This is a genomic window from Curtobacterium sp. VKM Ac-2861 (assembly GCF_013204965.1).
Lineage (GTDB): Bacteria > Actinomycetota > Actinomycetes > Actinomycetales > Microbacteriaceae > Curtobacterium.
The window spans coordinates 124,903-139,775 of record NZ_JABMLA010000002.1; the positions used below are offsets into that span (position 1 = coordinate 124,903).

Genomic DNA, 14,873 nt, shown 5'->3' on the forward strand with positions numbered 1-14,873 from the left:
CAGCGCGAGACTCGGACGTCAGTGGGTCATGTGACCCGTGGTGACGGTGACGCCGCCCCACGGGAACCCGTGCGGGTGCAGCACCTCGTGCTGGAGCTGGTCCATCACGACGTGGCCCTGCCACACCGTGTAGACCAGCACGCCGACGACGATGCACACCGGGACCGCCAGGTACGCGGAGTACCGCACGATGTCGCCGAGGGTGCGGTGCCCGTAGCGCGCGAGCGTCGGCGGTAGGACGATCCCGACGACGACAACGAGCAGCAGCAGTGCGAGTGCGGCCGGTGCGACGTGCGCTTCGACCTGCACCGTGATGGGCGCGGTCTCGAGGACCTTGCCGCCGTTGTCGATCCAGTTGTCGTCGGCGTCGACCCCGCCGTAGCCCGTCGACGTGCTCCAGAGCACCAGGTTCGGGGACAGCACCAGTGCGACGATCCCGACGAGTACGAGTCCCCACGCACGCGGACGCAGCTTCCTGCCGGTGGCCGCCATCACGGGCGCGGTCTGGACGTTCTCCCCCATGCGGTGACCGTAGCACTGGGGGCGGCTCCGCACCCGTCCCCCGAACGCGCGGGGCGGGGGCGAGCCGCGCCTCCCGGCCGCACCTGGTGAGCAGAAATGGTCGAGTCCCACGACGGGACCCGACCATTTCTGCTCACGATGCCAACGCGCGCCTCGTGAGCCGACCGCCGCACCTACTTCAGGTGGCGCTCCGCAGCCTCGACCACGTTCTTCATGAGCATCGCGCGGGTCATCGGGCCGACGCCGCCGGGCACCGGCGACATGAACCCAGCGACGGACGCGACCGCGGGGTCGACGTCCCCGTGCAGCTTGGCCTTCCCCGTCTCCTCGTTCACCACGCGGGTGATGCCCACGTCGATCACGGCCGCACCGGGCTGCACCCAGTCCGGCTTGACGAGCCCGGCGACCCCGGCCGCCGCGATGACGATGTCGGCGCGACGGCACTCCGCGGCGACGTCCGCCGTCAGGGAGTGGGTCAGGGTGGCGGTGGCCTCGAGGCGGGTGAGCAGCAGACCGAGCGGCCGGCCGACCGTCAGCCCCTGCCCGATGATCGTGACGTGCGCGCCGCGGATCGGGATGTCGTACGCCTCGAGCATCGCGACGATGCCCCGCGGGGTGCAGGGCAGGGGCGCGTCGATGGTGCCGGCACCACCGGGCACGGCGAGCACGAGCTCACCGAGGTTCGTCGGGTGCAGGCCGTCGGCGTCCTTCGACGGGTCCATCAGCTCGAGCATCGGCGTCGGGTCGATGCCCTCCGGCAGCGGCAGCTGCACGATGAACGCGGTGACCCGGGGGTCGTCGTTCATCTGCAGGATCGCGGCTCGGATGTCTGCGGCGGATGCCGTCGCCGGCAGGTCGATGCGGTGCGAGTCGAGCCCGATCTGCGCCGAGTCGCGGTGCTTGCCCGCGACGTAGGACAGGGAACCGGGGTTCTCCCCGACGAGGATCGTGCCGAGCCCCGGACGGATGCCGTGCTCGTGCAGGCGGTCGATGCGGACCCGCAGTTCGTCGAGGGTCCGGGCGGCGAGGGCGGTGCCGTCGATGCGGACGGCAGTGCCCTCCCCCGCCCATCGCTCGACGGGCAGGGGGCTCAGGGCGTCGCTCACGCGTAGAGGGGGAACGCGTCGGTCAGGGTCTTCACCCGGGCCGAGAGCGCTGCGATGTCCGGGTTCGGCATGAGGGTCAGCGCGATGATGTCCGCGACCTCGGTGAACTCGGCGTCACCGAAGCCACGCGTGGCGAGCGCCGACGTGCCGATGCGGACACCCGAGGTGACCATCGGCGGACGCGGGTCGAACGGCACGGAGTTGCGGTTCACGGTGATGCCGACCTCGTGCAGCAGGTCTTCGGCCTGCTTGCCGTCGACCTCGGAGGTGCGCAGGTCGACGAGCACCAGGTGCACGTCGGTGCCGCCGGTGAGGACGTCGACGCCGGCCGCGCGGGCGTCCGGCTGCGTGAGCCGATCCGCGAGCAAGCGGGCACCGCGGATGGTGCGCTCCTGGCGGGCCTTGAACTCGGGGGTGCCGGCGAGCAGGAACGCGGTGGCCTTGGCGGCGATCACGTGCATGAGCGGGCCGCCCTGCTGGCCCGGGAAGACCGCGGAGTTCAGCTTCTTGAACAGGGTCTCGTCGTTGGACAGGATGATGCCCGAGCGGGGGCCGCCGAGGGTCTTGTGCACGGTCGACGAGACGACGTGGGCGTGCGGGACCGGGGACGGGTGCAGACCGGCGGCGACGAGGCCGGCGAAGTGCGCCATGTCGACCCAGAGCTTCGCGCCGACCTCGTCCGCGATCTCACGGAACTTCGCGAAGTCGAGCTGGCGCGGGTACGCGGACCAGCCGGCGATGAGGACCTTCGGCTGGTGCTCGATCGCCTTGGCGCGGATGTCGTCGTAGTCGACCTCGAACGTCTCGGGGTCGACGCCGTACGCGACGGCGTTGTAGATGCGGCCGGAGAAGTTGAGCTTCATGCCGTGGGTCAGGTGACCGCCGTGCGCGAGCTCGAGGCCGAGGATCGTGTCGCCGGCCGAGGCGATGGCGTGCAGGACCGCGGCGTTGGCCGTGGCGCCCGAGTGCGGCTGGACGTTGGCGTAGGCAGCACCGAAGAGCGCCTTGGCACGGTCGATGGCGAGCTGCTCGGCGACGTCGACGTACTCGCAGCCGCCGTAGTAGCGCTTGCCGGGGTAGCCCTCGGCGTACTTGTTGGTGAGGACGGAGCCCTGGGACTCGAGCACGGCGCGCGGCACGAAGTTCTCGGACGCGATCATCTCGAGGGTGTCGCGCTGACGGCCGAGCTCCTGCTGCAGGACGGCGGCGATCTCGGGGTCGACCTCGGTGAGCGGGGCGTTGAAGGCTGCGCGGTCGGTGTCGACGGAGCCGTCGACGGCGGGTAGATCGGTGATGGACACGGTTCTCCTACGTGGGTTGGCGACGACCGGTGGGTCGCGCACGGACGATCGGTCGGTGCAGCCCAGGCGTACGGCCGCGCACCGTGTCAGGTGTCGCTCCCCGATGGTGACCCATCCAACGCCAGTCGCGACGTGACGATCGTACCGAGCCGCCCGCCCTGTGTCACCCTGGATGCATGACGCTGACCTCGCCCGACGTGGATGAACGGACCACCCCGGACGATCGCACCAGTGCGCGCGCGGACACCCCGTGGGTCACCGTCGTGTGGGACGACCCGGTGAACCTGATGTCGTACGTCACGTACGTCTTCCAGCGGCACTTCGGCTTCGGTCGTGCGCAGGCCGAACGGCTCATGCACCAGGTGGACACCGAGGGTCGGGCCATCGTGGCGACGGGTCCGCGCGAGGCGATGGAGGCCCACGTCCAGTCGATGCACGGCTACGGCCTGCAGGCGACCGTCGACAAGGCCCCCGAAGCGTGATCCCCTTCGTCCGCCGGGCCGACGGCGTCCACCTCGGCATGTCCTCCGGCGAGCGCGGGCTGCTGACGTCCCTGACCGAGCAGCTGCGCCAGGTGCTCGACGGCGACCTGACGGCGGACCCGGTGGCGACACGGATGTTCCCGGACGCCTACCCGGACGACGACGACGCCAGCGCGGAGTTCCGCAAGTACACGCAGTCCGACCTGCTGGCGCAGAAGACCTCGAACGCGACGACCGTGCACGAGTGGCTGACGGGGACCCGCGACGGCGCCCTCGACCCCGAGGACGAGCAGGCCTGGCTCCGCACGCTGACCGACCTGCGGCTGACGATCGCCGACCGCCTCGGGATCGTCGACGCCGACGACGAGGAGCGTTCGGTCGAGGCCGACGCGGGCGTCGGCCTGCGCGACGTCTACGACTGGCTCGGCTACGTGCAGGAGCACCTGATCACGACGATGACCGAACCGCGGTGACGGTCACCTTCCGCGCGACCACCGAGGACGACCGGGAGGCCCTGCTCGCGTTCTCGACGTCGGAACCGGTCGCGTGGATCGGTCCGGACCGGTACCGCGCCGAGTCCGGCACGCACAACTACCGCCCGGGGTGGTCGTGGCTGGCCGAGCGCGACGGCCGTCCGGTGGCACGGGCGCTCTGGTGGGGTGGCGCGGACGCCGAGGCGCCGTCGACCCTCGACGACCTGCTGGTCGCTCCGGACGTGCCCGAGGACGAGCGGGTGGCGATCGCCGCCGGGCTGATCACGGCGGCGACCGCTGCGTTCGGGGCGCGACCGGAGTGGATCGTCGACGTCGCGGTGGACTGGCACGACGATCCCGCGGCCGTCGCCGCGGTGTCGTGGCGCACGGCGGCCGCCCGGGCTGCAGGGCTCGGACGATCGACGGAGCGGGTGAGTGTGGCGTGGACGCCGGACCGCGGGCTGCCGATGCCGTCCTCGCTGCGCTTCCGCGCCGGTGACGACGACGAGTTCGTGGACCTGTTCGCCCGCGTCGCGGTGGGGAGCCTCGACGCCCACACAATGGCATCGGTGGACGAACTCGGCCCGCGGGGCGCCGCCGCCGACGACCTCGAGTTCTACCGCTCGCTGCCGGGGTCGCGCGACGGCTGGCGGGTCGCGCTCGACGCCGACGGACTGGTGGTCGGGTTCGTCCTGGCGACGCGGACGGCGTACGACGCGGCGATCAGTTTCATCGGCGTGCTGCCGCAGCACCGTGGGCGCGGTGTGGTCGACGGGCTGCTCGCCGAGGGGCTGCGCGTGCACGCCGAGGCCGGGGAGCCGAAGGTGGTCGGCACGACGGACGCGGCGAACACCCCGATGCGCCGGGCGTTCGAACGGGCCGGCTTCGTGGTGACGAAGCGCCGCATCGTGTTCGAGCACTGAGCCGATCCGGAGCGGCGGACCCGGAACTCGCAAGGCGACCTTGCAAGTTGCACTGTCGAAGTAGTACCGTGCCGGTATGGAATCACCCGATCCGACCGCGCTCGCCGGTGACCTGCTGACGCTCTACGGTCGGATCCGTCGCACGCTGCTGACCGGCAAGGCCGACGAGGTCACGGCGTCCCAGACCGCCGCGCTCGGCCGCCTGCTGCGGTACGGCGAGAGCACGGTCGCCGAGCTCGCCCGCGCCGAGGGCGTCCGGCCGCAGTCGATGGGCGCGACCGTCCAGGCGCTCGAGGACCTCGGCCTCGTCGAACGACGTCCAGACCCCGCCGACGGCCGCCGTGCGCTCATCCGCGCGACCGACCAGGGCGCCCGTGCCCGCGAGGACGCCTGGACCACCCGCACCCGCGTCCTGACCGACCGGCTCGCCGCGCTGCCCGACGCCGACCGCGACACCGTCGCCCGAGCGATCGCGATCCTCGCCCCGCTCACCGAACGCTGACCCCGGAAGAAGCACTCCCACGTCCACCTCGACCACTCCCACCCCCGTCGTCGCGCCGGGCAGCACCGGCAGTGGCTTCGGCCCGAAGCTCCTCATCCCGGTGCTCGTCGGGCCGCTGCTCAACCCGATCAACACCACGATGGTGTCCGTCGCGCTCACGCCGATCTCCCGCGACCTGGGGATCGGTGCGGCGCAGGCGATCTGGCTCGTCGCCGCCCTGTACCTGGCGAGTGCGATCGCGCAGCCGACGATGGGCAAGCTCGCCGACCGCTTTGGCCCGAAGAAGGTGTTCCTGACGGGGCTCGTGATCGTCGGTGTCGCCGGGGTCGTGCCCGAGTTCCTGACCGGCTTCGGCGGCGCGGTGTTCGCCCGCGTGCTCATCGGCATCGGCACCTCGTCGGCGTACCCGGCAGCACTCACCACCCTCCGACAGCACTCGGCACGGATCGGGAAGCCGACCCCGCCGCTCGTGCTCGGAGCGCTGTCCATCACCTCGCTCGTGTCCGCGGCGGCCGGGCCTCCGCTCGGCGGCGCGCTGATCGCCGCGTTCGGCTGGCACGCGATCTTCCTGGTGAACGTGCCCCTGGCGGCGTTCGGCATCGTCGTGGCGTCGATGTGGCTGCCGTCCGACCGGCTCCGTCCGCGTGACGACGAGGCCCTGCCCGTCCTGCAGGCGCTCGACCCGTTCGGCATGCTGCTCATGACGGGCACCGTCTCGGCGCTGCTCGTCTTCCTGCTCGACCTGTCCGCCGGCCTGTGGTGGCTGCTCGCGGTGGCGATCGTGCTGCTCGTCGCCCTCGTGCTGTGGGAGCTGCGCGCGGTCCGACCGTTCGTGGACGTCCGGATGCTCGCTCGGAACGGGGCGCTGTCCCGCACCTACGTGCGGCTGTTCCTGACCTACCTGCTCGCGTACACGATGACCTACGGGTTCTCGCAGTGGGTGCAGGACGTCGCCGGGTACTCGAGCGACGTCGCCGGGTACATCCAGCTGCCGGCCGCGATCGTGGCCGGGATCGCGTCGTTCGTCGTCGCCCGGAAGACCGCCGTGCGCGGACCCCTGATCGTCGCGGCCGTCGTGCCGATCGTCGGCGGGGCGCTCCTGCTCTTCCTGCACACCGGGTCGCCGGTCGTGCTGCTCGCGCTGGCGCCGGCGCTGTTCGGCGTCCCGCAGGCCCTGGCGTCGGTGTCGAACCAGGCGGCGCTGTACCGGCTCGTGCCCGCGTCGTACATCGGCACCGCGGCCGGGCTGTCCCGGACGGCGGTGTACATCGGGGCGATCGGGGCCTCGTCGCTCATCGGTGGCGTGTTCGGCCAGGCCCCGACCACACCGGACCTGCACGTGCTGGCGTGGGTGATCCTCGGCGTCGCGGTGCTCCTGACGGTCCTGACCCTGGCCGACCGCCGCCTCCGCACGGCCGCCGCCGCCACGCCCGCTTCGTGAGCAGAAATGGTCGGGTCGCGTGACGGCACTCGACCATTCCTGCGCACGAAGCACCGCGCTCGCGGCGCCCGGTACCCTGATCCGGTGACCGACCCGACCCCCACGCACTGGACCCTGACGCTCGTCTGCGACGATCAGCCCGGGATCGTGCACGCTGTCTCCGGAGCGGTCGTCGCCGCCAACGGCAACATCACCGAGTCGCAGCAGTTCTCGAGCGTCGACACGAACACGTTCTTCATGCGCCTGCAGGTCATGGCGCCGGTGGACCGCGCGACCTTCGAGGCGGCCCTCGCCCCCGTCGCCGCCCGCTACGACGCCCGCGTCCAGCTCGACGTCGTCGGTCGCCCGCTGCGCAGCCTCGTCCTCGTGTCGAAGGCCGGCCACTGCCTCAACGACCTGCTCTACCGCCAGCGCGGTGGGCAGCTGCCGATCGAGGTCCCCCTCGTGCTGTCCAACCACCCGGACCTGTCCGAGCTCGCGTCGTTCTACTCGGTGCCGTTCGAGCACCGTCCGGTCACCGACGCGGACAGCAAGGCGGCCATGGAGCGCCGTGTCCTCGAAGCGGTCGAGGAGCACGACATCGAACTCGTCGTGCTCGCCCGCTACATGCAGATCCTGTCGCCGGAGCTCTGCGCGGCGCTCGAGGGCCGTGCGGTCAACATCCACCACTCGTTCCTGCCCGGCTTCAAGGGCGCGAACCCCTACCGCCAGGCGCACGCACGCGGCGTGAAGCTCATCGGTGCGACGGCCCACTTCGTCACGAGCGACCTCGACGAGGGCCCGATCATCGAGCAGAACGTCGTGCGCGTGGACCACACGAAGGACCCCGCCGAGCTGGTCTCCATCGGCCAGGACGAAGAGTCCCGCACCCTCACCCAGGCAGTGCGCTGGATCGCCGAGGACCGCGTCCTGCTCGACGGCGCCCGCACCATCATCTTCAAGTAGGCAGCACCATGACGAACGCCCCGCAGTCCCCCGTCGACTGGGAATCAGTCCCCGGCCCGGCACCCGCCGGCAAGCAGCGACGGCCGTTCGACGCCTGGCGCGTGCTCCGCGTCCTGGTCTGCACGTTCGGTCTGCTCTCCCTGGCGTTCTGGGGCTACTGGTCGTGGCAACTCCCCCTGCCCGGTTACCTGTTCATGGTCGGCGCCCCGCTGTTCGCCGCCGTCGTCTGGTATTTCTTCCGCTCGCCGGCGTCGCCGATCGAGACCGACATCGTCGGCAAGACGATCGTCGAGGTCGCGTTGGTCATCGCCGCGGGCGCGACCTGGATCTCCATCGGCCACCCGGTCGTGGGCTTCGTCTTCATCGTGATCGCCGCCCTGAGCGGCGTGATCGCGTTCCGCAGGGAGACCGCATGACCGTCACGGGCCTCCAGGCCGGCCGGGAGGCCCAGCGCACCCTGGTGCGCGCATCCCGCGTCGTCGACGCGGCCGGGTCCACGGCGGAGGGCTGGGTCCTGCTCGCCGGCGACGTGGTGCACGCGGTCGGCTCCGGCCCCGAAGCCCCCGCGGCGGACCAGGTCGTCGACCTGGGTGACGCGGTCCTGACGCCCGGGTTCACCGACCTGCACGGGCACGGCGGTGCGACCGAGTCGTACGAGGACGACTCCTTCGCCGAGTCGCTGGCAGTCCACCGGGCCCACGGCACGACCCGGTCGGTCCTGTCCCTCGTCGCGAACCCGGTCCCTGCGCTCGCGGACTCGCTCGCGCGGATCCGTTCCGTGATGGCGACCGACCCGCTCGTGCTCGGCGTGCACCTGGAGGGGCCGTTCCTGTCCCCGCACAACAAGGGCGCCCACAACGAGTCGTTCCTCATCGACCCGTCCCCCGCAGCGGTCGACGCACTGCTCGAGGCCGGCGAGGGCGTCATCCGCCAGGTCACCATCGCGCCGGAACTGCCGGGCGCGCTCGACGCCGTCCGCCGGTTCGTCGCCGCCGGGGTCACCGTCGCCGTCGGCCACACCGTCGGCACCTACGACCAGGCCCGTGCCGCGTTCGACGCCGGTGCGACGCTGCTGACCCACGCGTTCAACGCGATGCCGGGGCTGCACCACCGCGCGCCGGGGCCGATCGGTGCCGCGGTGGCCGACGACCGGGTGACGCTCGAGCTCATCCTCGACGCCGTGCACGTGCACCCGGTCGTCTCGGACACCCTGTTCCGCGCTGCCCCGGGCCGGGTGGCGCTCATCACCGACGCCATGGGTGCTGCGGGCGCTGCCGACGGTTCGTACCGACTGGGGTCGCTCGACGTCACCGTGACGGACGGCGTCGCGCACGTCGCCGGGACCGACACCATCGCGGGGTCGACGTTGACGCAGGACGTGGCGTTGCGGAACGCGGTCTCGCTCGCCGGACGGACGCTGCCCGAGGCCGTCGCGGCCCTGACGAGCGTGCCGGCCGCGGCGCTGGGGCTCGGCGACCGACTGGGGCGGCTCGCGCCGGGGTACGCGGCCGACCTCGTGGCGCTGTCCCCGGCGCTCGAGGTGCAGCGGGTGTGGGGCGGCGGGCGCGAGCTGCGCTGATCAGCGCCGGACGAGTGCCCCCGCGACGAGCCGGAGCAGCAGGGCGACCGCACCGAGCCCGGCGACGGCGACCCCGATGACGACCACGATGACGAGCCGGGTGAGGAAGTGCACCTCGGACTCGTCCTCGCGCACGCCGAGGGACGACGCACCCACGAACACGAACACCGCCGCGATGAGCAGCAGCACCCCGATCCAGGTGGTGGCGCGCAGGGCGGCCGGTGCCGGTGGCCGGTTGCGATCGTCCGGGGTCGTCGGTCGGGCCTTGGCGCCCTCGGTCTCCCAGTCGGCGAGTTCGGTCATGGTGGTCCCCCTCTGTCGGGTCGATCGTAGGGCCTGCCGGTCCGTCGGTCAGGGCAGGTCGGTGGGGCGTGGGTTCAGTGGTTCACCGAACTTCGGAGCCTTCCCCGGCACGCAGTGCCCGTCGATGGACACGTCGGCGTAGGAGTCGAACGCCTGGAAGAAGATCGCGAACCCGTCCGGAGCGGTGCCGCGGAGGTATCCCTGTGGGTAGCTGATGACGGTTCGCCGCGGCGTGAGCTCCTCGTCGTGCTCCACCACCGCACCGTCGTACCCGATCCCGGCGAGCGCCGTCACGACCCGCTCGGCGACCTCGTCGGGCGTCCCGGCGAGCGGGAGTCTCCGGGTGCTGGCGTACGTGTACTGGGCTGCGTCTTCGCCGTCGCTGCCACAGAGGAGCCAGGCTGGATCGTCATCGCCCCAGCCGTCCTCGCCGACGACCGACCGGACGGCAGCGAAGACGTCCAGGACGTCCTGGTGGGATTCTTCGACGTTCATCGACGTGTCCTTCTGCATCGGGGAGTACGGGGCGGCGGCGGCGCACCCGGCCAACAGCATCGCGACGGCGATCGATGCCACGACGGCTCCGCCCCACCGTTCAGAGCCTCGGGTCACCGGTGAGTCCTGTCTGCCAGCCGTACATGAGCCAATCGTCCTTCGTCTGCTGTCGCATCCGGTCGAAGGGACCGCCCTGTTCGGGGATCTCGTCACCACGCCCCATGGCGGCCAGCGCGCTGTTGTGCTGCGCCGTGGTGCCGTCGTCGAAGTACGAGTACCGGCCGTCGCCGTTCCCACCGACGTAGGGGCCGTGCTGCGTGACGCCGTGCAGCGTGCCGTCACTGCCCCGCTGGGTCTCCGAGCTGAACTCGTGCGCGTCCCACGAGGACTCGGTCGGATCCCGCCGACCCGACAGGTTCTGGCCGGTGACGGCCCAGCCGTCCTCGGCACCCTGGCTGGCGAAGACCTCGCCCGCCGGCACGTGCAGCGCCGAAGCCTTCGGTGCGACGTCCGTGACCCCGGCCGAGCCGAGCAGCACCACGTGGTCGGCGTGGGTCCTCGTCAACGCGATCGTCGCCACGTTCGTGCCGTAGGAGTGCCCCAGCACGGTCAGGTCCGCGTCGTGCCCGGCAGCCGCTCGGACTGCGTGGAACCCGTCGAGGTCGGCCACAAGCCGGTCAGCGCCCTCGTGCGCCCGGCCGTTCGCGACCACGGCCGCGAACGACGGGTCGTCGGCCATCGGCGGGTGGTAGCCGATCCAGGACACCACGGCGATGTCACTGCGTCGGACACCACCCACGCGAGCTTGCTCGCGGCGCATGCCCCGTGCGATCGCGCTGTAGTTCTGCACCGTTCCGCGCTGGTCCGTCGCGGTGTTCATGCCCGGCACGATGACGCTGACGTGCGCGGCGCGGTCGAGGTCACCAGCGACGATCTGCGCGAGTGGTGGACGGTCGTCGACGAGTGACACGAGCGACACCGGGGTCGTGTCGAGGGTGTCCTGGATGTTCCGGTAGGCATCGCGCTGCCGCGACCACGTGGACAGCTCCGCTCGGGCGGCGGCAGCTCCGGCCGGGGTCTTCGCGGCGTCGAGCTGCTCCCGCCAGTGCGCGACCTGCCGTTCCGCGTGGGCGAGCCGGTCGACCAGCACCGTCGTGTTCGCCCGAACCCGTGCCCAGTACGCGACGCCGTTCAGGTTCCCGATCACCGTGGGCAACGCCGCGACGAACGCCCGCTGGGCTGCCGACGGCGCTCCGTCCGGACCGGACATCGCCTGCCACCACCCGGCGACGTCGGTGGCGTCGAGCCCTGCGAGACGCCGGGCGATGCGCGGGTCGTCCCGCAGCGCCGCGATGCTCTCGTGGTCGAGGGTGCCGAGCCAGGTCGTGAACTGCCCGTCGCTCATCGCCCGGGCGGCCGCAGCTGAGACCAGGCCGCCGAGCACCGCTCGGTCGTCGAGCGCAGACGCAGCCGCACGGTCCGCGGCAGCGCGTCGGGCGACGAGCTCGTCCCACTGCGCCGACAACCGCGCCTCGAGCCCCGCGAGCCAGACGCCGCTGGTCTGCACCTGCTGCAGGAGGACCTCGTCCGCCTCGACCGCATCGGGCCCGGCCGCCGTCCGGGTCGCGGCGCGGACCGCCCGCGCGTTCACCGCGATGTCGTCGGCCGTGTTCCGGAGCGCCGTCTGCAGGCGAGCGGCTTCGTCCTGGATCTGCTGGACCTCGCGCGCGTAGTCGGCGAGCGCCGTCGCCGCGGCGTCCAACCGTGCGGCGACGCGGTGCGCACTCGCCGGCACCGTCGCTGCGACCGTGAGGAACTGCTGCTGCGCTACACCCTGCCACCCGGCCGCCGCGGACTCCGCCGCGACGAGCACCTGACGGGCTCCGTCGCGGACGGCATCCGCGTGGTCGTCGTGCAGGCGCGCGACGCGTTGGATGCCGTCCGGGTCTCCGGCGGTGGGGTCGGCACTCACCGGACCCGCCGGGCGAGGTCGGCGTCGGCGCGCAGGACCGCTTCGGCAGCGGTGGTCACGTACCCGCGCAGGGTGTCCGCGTCGTCGCCGAGCGAGCCGATCATCGCGTCGAGGGCCCGGGCCGACTGGACGAACGCCGACTCGACCGTCGCCGACCCGAACGTGCCGCTGTCCGCCCCGGACAGCGCACGCTCGGACCGGAAGTCACCAGCCGCCTGCAGGACCCCTCGTGACACCGCCTGCATCGTCGACAGGTCGACCACCAGATCCCCCATGCTGCCCCTTCCGCCCTCCGGACGGGGTCAACATATCAGTACTGGAGTACGACGTGTCAAGCGGTGTTCAGCGGTCGACCGGGCGCCCCCAAGCACCGCTCGCCCACGTCGTGTCCGCCGCGTCTGCGACCCGGAGCGACAGCGTGCCGCCCCGGGTGACGAAGGACGCCGGGACCCACGACTTCTCGAGGGTCCGCCCGTCCAACCGCGCACCGTGCACGTACGGCGCGGTGCCGGAGGACCGGACGACGATCCGCTCCCCGCTCGACCGCCGGATGTCGACCGTGCTGAACGTCGGGCTGCCGATGAGCATCTCCGCCCGCCCCGGCGTCTGCGGGAACAACCCGATCGACGCGAAGACGTACCAGGCACTCATCGTGCCCAGGTCGTCGTTGCCCGGCAGCCCGCTCGGCCCGGTCGTGTAGGCGTCGTCGACGACCCGGCGCACGGTCTCCTGCGTCTTCCACGGCTTCCCGAGCGCGTTGTACATCCACGGCGTGTGGATGTCCGGCTCGTTGGTCGGGTCGAACTTCGTCGCGTCGCCGCCGGTCACCGCGAACGCACCAGTGCTGTCGTGGAAGAACGCGTCCAACCGAGCGGAAGCGGCATCGTCGCCACCCAGGGCCGTCGACAGCCCCCGTACGTCCTGCGGCACGAGCCAGGTGTACTGCGCACTCGTCCCCTGCGCGAACCCGGTGCCGGTCGAGGGCGACCAGTCGGGCGTCCACGATCCGTCGGCCTGGCGAGCAGCCTGGTAGCCGACGGCCGCGTTGAAGGTGTTCTTCCAGTAGGCCCCGCGCTCCGCGAACATCCGGGCGTCCGAGCGCAGCCCCAGGGAACCCGCCCAGTACCCGAGCGCACTGTCGGAGATCGAGTCCTCCAGCGTCTCGGCAGCGCCACCCCAGCACGAGCAGTCGTCGTTCGCGGCGTACTGGCGCTGCAGGTACTCGTCGAGCGCCGGGCGTTGGGCCAGGCACTGGCCCGGGCACCCGATGTCGCTCTCGGCGTCGGCGTTCTCGACGGTCGCCTGGTGCTTCAGCGAGGCGTAGGCGGCCCGCACGTCGAAGTTCCGGACCCCCATCGCGTACCAGGTGGCGAGGGTCGCGGCCGAGGGGTCACCCGTCATCACGTGCGTCGGCGCCCCGAGGTGGAGCCAGCGGTCCCACACCCCACCGTTCTGCTGGGCGAACCGCAGCATCGACTGCGCCATGTCCCCGGCGACGTCCGGCCGCAGCAGGGCGAGCAGTTGGATCTGCGCCCGGTACTGGTCCCACCCGGAGTACGTGCCGTAGACGGCGCGGTGCCCCCGGTCCATGCGGTGCACCCGCTGGTCCGGCCCCAGGTAGCGGCCGTCGCGGTCGTTCAGCGTGTTCGGCTGCATGAGCGCGTGGTACACGGACGTGTACAGCTGGGTGGTGCGGTCCGCGGTGCCGCCTCCGACGCGCAGACGCGACAGTTCGCGGTTCCAGGAGGCCCGTGTGCCGGCCGCCACGCTGGCGACGGTCGAGCGCTGGGTCACCTCGCCGTCGCGGTTCGCGATCGCTCCTGCGGCGCTCACGTACGAGATGCCGATCTTCGCGTGCACCGTCGCACCGCGACGCGCGTCGAACCCGACCCATGCGCCGGAGCCGCGTCCGGCACGGTCGGCGCCGGTCAGGTAGCCCTCCCCACCGGAGGAGGACGTGCCTCCCGGTCGGACCGTGCCGTCCTGCCAGGTGCCGGTGCTCGTGAACGCCTTGTCGAAGGTGGCCGTGAAGAACAGCCGGTAGTAGCTGCGCCGGTCGGGGTTGGTGGCCCCGCCGCCGTTCGCCCGGCGGCTGCAGAAGCCGCCGGTGAGGACGCTGCCGCTCACTGTGCGGGTGCGGGCGTCGACGCGGGTGGTCGCGGCCTCGCTGCCGTTGATCGAGTTCGATGTGCGGAAGAGCAGGTTCGCGGCCTTCCCGGCGGGGAACGCGAACTCGCCGATCCCGGCCCGGGTGGTGACGGCGAGGTCGGTGCGGACGCCGTTGTCGAGTGCGACGCCGTAGCGCCCGGGGCTCGCGGACTCGTCGTCGTGCGAGTAGCCGGCGGCGTAGACCGCGTCGGTGGAGTCGGCCGACGGCGACGTCGTGATCGGGGTCGTGACCGGCATGATCGGCACGTCACCGGCGGCCCCCGGCGCGCAGCCGGCACCGTTCAGGTGCGTCAGGCTGAAGCCGCGCAGCCGGTTCACGTCGTAGGAGTAGCCGTTCGCGACCGGGGTCGAGGTCTGGTCGCCCGCGGTGCCGGTGGGGCTCCACTGGAGCATGCCGAACGGTGCGGTCGCGCCGGGCCAGGTGTTGCCGTCGCCGCTCGTGCCGATGAACGGGTCGACGTACCGAGCCGGGTCGGAGACGGTCCGCCCCGTCTGCGCTGCCTGCCCTGACGGCGAGGCGACGGCCGGTGCCGCGACGACCCCCGTCCCGAGCAGCGCGGCGATCGTGGCCACCGCGGCGAGCGGGAGCGGGCGGACGAGCGGGCGACGGTGCACGCGAGAACGGTTCACGTCGGCGACGCTAGCCCCCTCGGACGGGGG

Annotated in this window: 16 protein-coding genes and 1 riboswitch; of the genes, 8 read left to right on the top strand and 8 right to left on the bottom strand. The window is 72.1% G+C overall.

The annotated features are described in order from the left end of the window. Positions 1–18: 18 nt before the first annotated feature. From HQQ88_RS05370 to glyA, 3 genes are all read right to left on the bottom strand, one after another. The gene (locus HQQ88_RS05370; RefSeq protein WP_173168873.1) at positions 19–522 is read right to left on the bottom strand and encodes a hypothetical protein; all 504 of its coding nucleotides are present in this window, start codon (positions 520–522) and stop codon (positions 19–21) included. Positions 523–695: 173 nt separating this feature from the next. Beyond that, complete coding sequence (locus HQQ88_RS05375) at positions 696–1,628, bottom strand: bifunctional 5,10-methylenetetrahydrofolate dehydrogenase/5,10-methenyltetrahydrofolate cyclohydrolase (RefSeq protein ID WP_243837126.1); 933 nt, start codon at positions 1,626–1,628, stop codon at positions 696–698. After that, entirely contained in the window at positions 1,625–2,923 is a 1,299-nt protein-coding gene (gene glyA / locus HQQ88_RS05380) for a serine hydroxymethyltransferase (protein ID WP_173169117.1), read from the bottom strand. Before glyA ends, HQQ88_RS05375 begins: the two co-directional genes overlap by 4 nt. 59 nt (positions 2,924–2,982) lie before the next feature. Then, positions 2,983–3,068, bottom strand: a riboswitch (ZMP/ZTP riboswitch). Positions 3,069–3,105: 37 nt separating this feature from the next. On the opposite strand from glyA, the gene clpS reads away from it, so the two are divergent. The 8 genes from clpS (at position 3,106) to nagA (ending at position 9,274) form a co-directional block, all read left to right on the top strand. Beyond that, positions 3,106–3,411, top strand: coding sequence for an ATP-dependent Clp protease adapter ClpS (gene clpS, locus HQQ88_RS05385; RefSeq protein ID WP_173168874.1), 306 nt, complete (start codon positions 3,106–3,108; stop codon positions 3,409–3,411). Then, positions 3,408–3,884, top strand: a complete 477-nt coding sequence (locus HQQ88_RS05390; protein ID WP_173168875.1) for a DUF2017 family protein — start codon at positions 3,408–3,410, stop codon at positions 3,882–3,884. Before clpS ends, HQQ88_RS05390 begins: the two co-directional genes overlap by 4 nt. Beyond that, on the top strand, positions 3,881–4,807 hold the full coding sequence (locus tag HQQ88_RS20080; RefSeq protein ID WP_173168876.1) for a GNAT family N-acetyltransferase: 927 nt from the start codon (positions 3,881–3,883) through the stop codon (positions 4,805–4,807). Before HQQ88_RS05390 ends, HQQ88_RS20080 begins: the two co-directional genes overlap by 4 nt. Before the next feature lie 76 nt (positions 4,808–4,883). Beyond that, positions 4,884–5,309, top strand: coding sequence for a MarR family winged helix-turn-helix transcriptional regulator (locus HQQ88_RS05400; protein ID WP_123293262.1), 426 nt, complete (start codon positions 4,884–4,886; stop codon positions 5,307–5,309). Positions 5,310–5,409: 100 nt separating this feature from the next. After that, positions 5,410–6,750 (top strand): MFS transporter, encoded by a 1,341-nt coding sequence (locus HQQ88_RS05405; RefSeq protein WP_123936889.1) that lies wholly within the window; start codon positions 5,410–5,412, stop codon positions 6,748–6,750. Positions 6,751–6,834: 84 nt separating this feature from the next. Next, entirely contained in the window at positions 6,835–7,695 is an 861-nt protein-coding gene (gene purU / locus HQQ88_RS05410) for a formyltetrahydrofolate deformylase (protein WP_123293261.1), read from the top strand. An 8-nt stretch (positions 7,696–7,703) separates the two neighbouring features. Then, positions 7,704–8,111, top strand: a complete 408-nt coding sequence (locus HQQ88_RS05415; RefSeq protein ID WP_173168877.1) for a YrdB family protein — start codon at positions 7,704–7,706, stop codon at positions 8,109–8,111. Then, positions 8,108–9,274: an N-acetylglucosamine-6-phosphate deacetylase gene (gene nagA, locus HQQ88_RS05420; protein ID WP_173168878.1), complete on the top strand. Its 1,167-nt coding sequence runs from the start codon at positions 8,108–8,110 to the stop codon at positions 9,272–9,274. The genes HQQ88_RS05415 and nagA overlap by 4 nt, the downstream gene beginning before the upstream one ends. On the opposite strand, the gene HQQ88_RS05425 is transcribed toward nagA, so the two are convergent. The 5 genes from HQQ88_RS05425 to HQQ88_RS05445 all read right to left on the bottom strand — a co-directional run bounded on the left by HQQ88_RS05425 (position 9,275) and on the right by HQQ88_RS05445 (position 14,843). Further along, positions 9,275–9,577 carry a hypothetical protein gene (locus tag HQQ88_RS05425; RefSeq protein WP_131846019.1) on the bottom strand — a complete coding sequence of 101 codons (303 nt, stop codon included), beginning with the start codon at positions 9,575–9,577 and terminating at the stop codon, positions 9,275–9,277. A 48-nt stretch (positions 9,578–9,625) separates the two neighbouring features. Beyond that, a complete protein-coding gene (locus HQQ88_RS05430; protein WP_367916978.1) occupies positions 9,626–10,189 on the bottom strand; it encodes a hypothetical protein in 564 nt (187 codons plus the stop codon). Continuing rightward, positions 10,173–12,044 carry an alpha/beta hydrolase gene (locus HQQ88_RS05435; RefSeq protein ID WP_173168879.1) on the bottom strand — a complete coding sequence of 624 codons (1,872 nt, stop codon included), beginning with the start codon at positions 12,042–12,044 and terminating at the stop codon, positions 10,173–10,175. Before HQQ88_RS05435 ends, HQQ88_RS05430 begins: the two co-directional genes overlap by 17 nt. Continuing rightward, positions 12,041–12,319, bottom strand: a complete 279-nt coding sequence (locus tag HQQ88_RS05440) for a hypothetical protein (protein WP_173168880.1) — start codon at positions 12,317–12,319, stop codon at positions 12,041–12,043. Before HQQ88_RS05440 ends, HQQ88_RS05435 begins: the two co-directional genes overlap by 4 nt. Before the next feature lie 67 nt (positions 12,320–12,386). Then, positions 12,387–14,843, bottom strand: a complete 2,457-nt coding sequence (locus tag HQQ88_RS05445; RefSeq protein WP_367916979.1) for a GH92 family glycosyl hydrolase — start codon at positions 14,841–14,843, stop codon at positions 12,387–12,389. Between the last annotated feature and the right edge of the window lie 30 nt (positions 14,844–14,873).

Excerpts from the sequence above, each read along its gene's own strand:
- HQQ88_RS05370 (WP_173168873.1), bottom strand. The coding sequence starts at position 522 with ATGGGGGAGAACGTCCAGACCGCGCCCGTGATGGCGGCCACCGGCAGG.
- clpS (WP_173168874.1), top strand. The coding sequence starts at position 3,106 with ATGACGCTGACCTCGCCCGACGTGGATGAACGGACCACCCCGGACGAT.
- HQQ88_RS05400 (WP_123293262.1), top strand. The coding sequence starts at position 4,884 with ATGGAATCACCCGATCCGACCGCGCTCGCCGGTGACCTGCTGACGCTC.
- HQQ88_RS05415 (WP_173168877.1), top strand. The coding sequence starts at position 7,704 with ATGACGAACGCCCCGCAGTCCCCCGTCGACTGGGAATCAGTCCCCGGC.
- nagA (WP_173168878.1), top strand. The coding sequence starts at position 8,108 with ATGACCGTCACGGGCCTCCAGGCCGGCCGGGAGGCCCAGCGCACCCTG.
- HQQ88_RS05425 (WP_131846019.1), bottom strand. The coding sequence starts at position 9,577 with ATGACCGAACTCGCCGACTGGGAGACCGAGGGCGCCAAGGCCCGACCG.
- HQQ88_RS05440 (WP_173168880.1), bottom strand. The coding sequence starts at position 12,319 with ATGGGGGATCTGGTGGTCGACCTGTCGACGATGCAGGCGGTGTCACGA.